The organism is Acidisoma silvae, from assembly GCF_020618775.1.
Lineage (GTDB): Bacteria > Pseudomonadota > Alphaproteobacteria > Acetobacterales > Acetobacteraceae > Acidisoma > Acidisoma silvae.
Genome location: NZ_JAESVB010000051.1, coordinates 1 through 4276 on the forward strand (window position 1 = coordinate 1; position 4276 = coordinate 4276).

Annotated in this window: 4 protein-coding genes and 1 pseudogene; 4 read left to right on the forward strand and 1 reads right to left on the reverse strand. The window is 59.0% G+C overall.

What is annotated here, in order from left to right; all coding sequences use genetic code 11:
- Window positions 1–348, forward strand: a 348-nt coding sequence (locus ASILVAE211_RS25555; protein ID WP_227324184.1) for an IS3 family transposase, incomplete at its 5' end; no start/stop codon positions are given.
- Here ASILVAE211_RS25555 and ASILVAE211_RS25560 read toward each other — a convergent pair.
- Entirely contained in the window at window positions 314–1642 is a 1329-nt protein-coding gene (locus ASILVAE211_RS25560) for an ISNCY family transposase (RefSeq protein WP_227324185.1), read from the reverse strand. The genes ASILVAE211_RS25555 and ASILVAE211_RS25560 overlap by 35 nt on opposite strands.
- A gap of 115 nt (window positions 1643–1757) precedes the next feature.
- Between ASILVAE211_RS25560 and ASILVAE211_RS25565 the strand changes: the two are divergent.
- From ASILVAE211_RS25565 to istB, 3 genes and pseudogenes are all read left to right on the forward strand, one after another.
- Window positions 1758–1904: pseudogene (locus ASILVAE211_RS25565) on the forward strand (transposase); the annotation flags it as partial.
- A gap of 140 nt (window positions 1905–2044) precedes the next feature.
- A complete protein-coding gene (gene istA / locus ASILVAE211_RS25570; RefSeq protein WP_227324186.1) occupies window positions 2045–3304 on the forward strand; it encodes an IS21 family transposase in 1260 nt (419 codons plus the stop codon).
- Complete coding sequence (gene istB, locus ASILVAE211_RS25575) at window positions 3301–4182, forward strand: IS21-like element helper ATPase IstB (RefSeq protein WP_227324187.1); 882 nt, start codon at window positions 3301–3303, stop codon at window positions 4180–4182. Before istA ends, istB begins: the two co-directional genes overlap by 4 nt.
- Window positions 4183–4276 lie beyond the last annotated feature (94 nt).

The following is a 4276-nucleotide window of genomic DNA, read 5'->3' on the forward strand; positions in this document are numbered from 1 at the left end:
GCTTTGGCCGCACTCCGTCGGGCCTTTGCCATTCGCCGTCCAGAGCCCGGTCTGATCTGCCACTCGGATCGCGGCAGCCAATATTGCTCCATTGATTATCAGTGCGAATTACGAAAAAATGGTGCGCTGATCTCCATGTCCGGGAAAGGCAATTGCTACGACAACGCCATCGTCGAGACCTTCTTCAAAACCCTGAAATCCGAACTCATCTGGCGGACTGTCTTCATGACCCGCGCAGACGCCGAAGCAGCCGTTGGCCGTTACATCGACAGCTTCTACAATCCGGTCCGGCGACACTCATCGCTGGACTTCATCAGCCCCGCTGCCTACGAAAGGCACGCGGCCTGACCCAAAACAGCTCTCCACTTTTCTGAAGCAAGTCCATTGCTTTCCGCCGGTGCGTCGGCCGGACCACTGGGCCGCTTTCCCAAGCGGTCTTTAGTCCTGCCAGAAACTTTTCCAGAGTAACCGCATTAGGAGCGCCATGGCTGCCAGGCACGATCCCATCCGAGAGGTTAACCAACTCCTCTTGCAGCTGGCGGATAGACCGCAACAGCTCAATAGGGTCCAAGGACACTCGTTCCTTCAACAAACCTGCTTTGGCGCTTTCGGTCACGCGCCGGTCGTCGTGGACCCGTTGCTGGGGAGTGGCGGGCGTGTGGTACCGCTTTATAATCCGCCCACCGTCCCGAGCTTTGCTGAGCAATTTGAAGGAAGGCTGGTAGAAGTTCACATAGAGGCGGAGAGCCGCATAAAACTTTGCCAAGAGACGCGCAGCTTCCAACCCTTCATATCGTCGGTAACCAATCGCACGCCGTACCACCGCGCCGTTCTTCTGCTCAACCCACGCCTGGTCATTTTTGCGATACGGGCGGCAGCGCGTTAATTCGATGCTATGCCGCGTGCAGTAGTCTTTTACGGTTTCGTTCATGAAGACGCTGTCGTTGTCGACATCGATTCCCAGAAGTGGGAACGGGAGGCGGCTCCTTACTTCATCGAGGACCTTCGTCAAAAGGTTTTGCTCCCTCACCAGCAATGGCGCGCATTCCGTCCATCCGGTGGCTATATCCGTCAATACCAAGGTCTGCACATAGCTACCTTTGAGCATCCCGCCACTATGAGCCACGAGATCCATTTCCATAAATCCCGGTGCCGGGTCGTCCCAATCCTCAAAAGTCCGGACCGGAATACTGAGGCGTACGGACGGCACACTCGCTTTTCGTCTCCGTCCTCGCGGGCGAGCTTTTGCTCTGTTCAAAGCGCGATCGATCGTCGCAGCACTCATCGCCACCAATTTCGTGCAGACGTCACCGGTAGGCAGAGGATGCCCGTGGCGCTCCATGGCTTCCAGCAAGATCGGAATGAGGACTTTTAACCGACGACTGCAAATCCGGTCGGATGCTTCCCAAACCATGATCAACGCTTCGCGGGTTTCATCATCGTAGAGACGGCCGTCAGCGCGCTGCCTAGACGGCTTATCGCCCGCCTCGCTTAGGAGTCGCATCGCATGTTTACGATGAAATCCGGCCACAGCCACAAACTCATCGAGAATGCGACCGCGCTCGGTCCGATCCGCGGTCTGGTAGCGTTTCCTGAGCGTAGAAACGATCTCATTCCGAGTTGCCATGTTGACCTGCCTCATCTTTTGCCCCCCAGAGGCCTTGCTCTGGGGAGCAGATTAGGTGAGGCAACAGGTAAACGTTCGGGAGCATTTTAGGCGAGGCAATGCGTTCTCACCTTGATCGCCGCGCTGCAAGTATCCGCTGCGCGAACTGTTCAACGCCCTGCGGTATGTGATCCGTTACGGTATAGCTTGGCGTGCCATGCCGAACGACCTCCCGCCTTGGCATGCGGTCCACCAGCAGGCCCACCGGTGGTTGGCAGCGGGATGTTTCGAGACCGTAGTGTTGATACCGGAGCAACACTCCCCAAAACCGCCGTTTGAATAATCCCCAGTGTGACGTGCCGCCGGTCTCCCGGGGCGCGCCCCGGGAGACCGGCGGGCCCGAATGAGCCGATGCTTCCCTTGTTGAGGGGCAAGGCGATGATCAGGCTGGGAGGATTGATGATGATCCTGGATTTGCACCGTCAGGGCGTGTCGCTGTCGGCGATCTCGCGGCAGTGCGGGGTCGATCGCAAGACAGTACGCCGCTACATCGAGCGTGGGCTGGAGCCGCCGTGCTACGGCCCGCGGCTACCCAGGCCGACGCTTCTGGACCCGTTCACAGCCTATTTGCGCGAGCGGGTCACCGCTTACCCGGGCCTCTCAGGATCCCGTTTGCTGAGAGAGCTACGGCATCGCGGCTATGCGGGGGGATACACGGCGGTAACCGATTATCTCCGCGATATTCGGCCACCTGTCGAGGCTGGGTTCGAGGTGCGGTTCGAGACCGCACCGGGTGCGCAGGGCCAGGTCGATTTCGCCCAATTCCAGGTGGTGTTCACTGATGAGCCGAGCACGCCGCGCATCGTGTGGCTGTTCTCCATGGTACTGGGCTTCAGCCGTCTGATCTGGGCTCGGTTTGTCATGCACCAAGATTTGCCGACGGTGCTCCGCTGCCACGTGTCGGCTTTCGAGGCGATTGGGGGAGCCCCACGTGAGCTGCTCTACGATCGTATGAGAACGGCTGTCACTGGGCAGGGCGATGAGGATGGCATTATCTATAATCGCGCTTTGATTGATCTGGCACGTCACTATGGCTTCCACCCCAAGGCCTGCAAAGCTTATCGTGCCAAGACGAAGGGCAAAGTTGAACGTCCGTTCCGCTATATCCGCCAGGACTTCTTTCTTGCTCGCAGCTTCTGCAACCTCGATGACCTGAACAGTCAACTTGATCACTGGCTGAGCCGCATCGCCAATCCGCGCGTGCATGCGTCCACTCGGCGCGTTGTCAACGAAGCCTTCGCAGAAGAGCGGCCACATCTCCGACCGTTACCGCTGGCCCAGTTCCGGTCGGTGCTGCGTCTGGAACGACGGATCTCCCGCGATGGCATGGTCAGCGTCGGTGGCAATCAATACAGCGTTCCGGATGCGACCCGGAGACGATCGGTGGAGATCCATACGCTGGCTCAAGAGGTTCGCATCTTCGAAGATGGCATATTGATTGCTGCCCATCCCGTTCTCGAAGGACGTCATCAGCGACGCGTCTTGCTCGGGCTCAGAAAGAGCCAAGTTGATGGCGGCCGCCGTGCTGAGGCGAGCCGCGCCGTGGTTATTGCTCGTAGTGGCGATATGGTCAGCCAGCGGCCACTCGCATTTTACGATGCGGTCGCCCGACGCTTATCTAAGGAGACAGGAGTATGAGCACGGGCGCAGAACTGAATGCCTCCATGCTGGATCGAATTCGACATGATCTGGTGGGTCTGCGGATGCCAAGAGCGCTAGAGGCACTCGATCATATTGTCCGCCGCCTGGAACACGGCGAGATCGGCGCCCTTGAAGCCGTTGATATCTTGCTCTCTGAGGAACTGACACTGCGGGAGAACAGCCGCATAAAAACGGCCTTGCGCATGGGTCGCTTGGCCACGATCAAGACGCTCGCCGGGTTTGATTTTACCTTCCAGCCGTCCCTTGATCGAGACCGTATCCTGACCCTGGCCCAACTCGGATTCGTCGCTCGGGGTGAGGTCGTCCACTTTCTCGGGCCACCAGGCACCGGCAAAAGCCACCTGGCTACGGCCCTTGGGGTCGAAGCGGTTAAGGCTGGGCGCAGTGTTTATTTCTGCACTTTGGCGGACTTGTTGGCGTCCCTTGCCCGATCCGAACGTGAAGGCCGTCTGCAGGAGCGTATCCGGTTTTTCTGCAGACCGGTCCTGCTGATCGTCGACGAGATCGGGTATTTGCCGGTCGTGCACGACGGCGGCAATCTCTTCTTCCAACTGGTCAATGCTCGATATGAGCGCGGCTCCATGATCCTGACTTCCAATCGAGGCTTCGCCGAATGGGGAGAGGTCTTCGGTGACGCCGTCGTTGCCACAGCCTTGCTCGACCGCCTTTTACACCATGCTGTCGTCGTCCAAATCGAAGGTTCCAGCTATCGCCTGCGCCAGCACGCGGAGCTCATGCCCGAACACGTCCGCTCCAAAGCGGTCCTCACCGCGCCAGGACCCGTGGCCGACGCTAAGCGCCGCGGACGGCCACCCAAAAATGGCCACGCCTCCCACATGGGCGCACCGGCATAACTGGGGAGTTTTACTTCGGCGATTCTGAGGAAATTACGAACGGCGTTGACACCGTGGCGCAGGATTTGCACGCTGTCCTCCGTTTAGCCGCAGG

Bases quoted from the DNA above. Each gene is read 5' to 3' on its own strand.
- istB (WP_227324187.1), top strand. From the start codon at position 3,301: ATGAGCACGGGCGCAGAACTGAATGCCTCCATGCTGGATCGAATTCGA.
- ASILVAE211_RS25560 (WP_227324185.1), bottom strand. From the start codon at position 1,642: ATGAGGCAGGTCAACATGGCAACTCGGAATGAGATCGTTTCTACGCTC.
- istA (WP_227324186.1), top strand. From the start codon at position 2,045: ATGATCAGGCTGGGAGGATTGATGATGATCCTGGATTTGCACCGTCAG.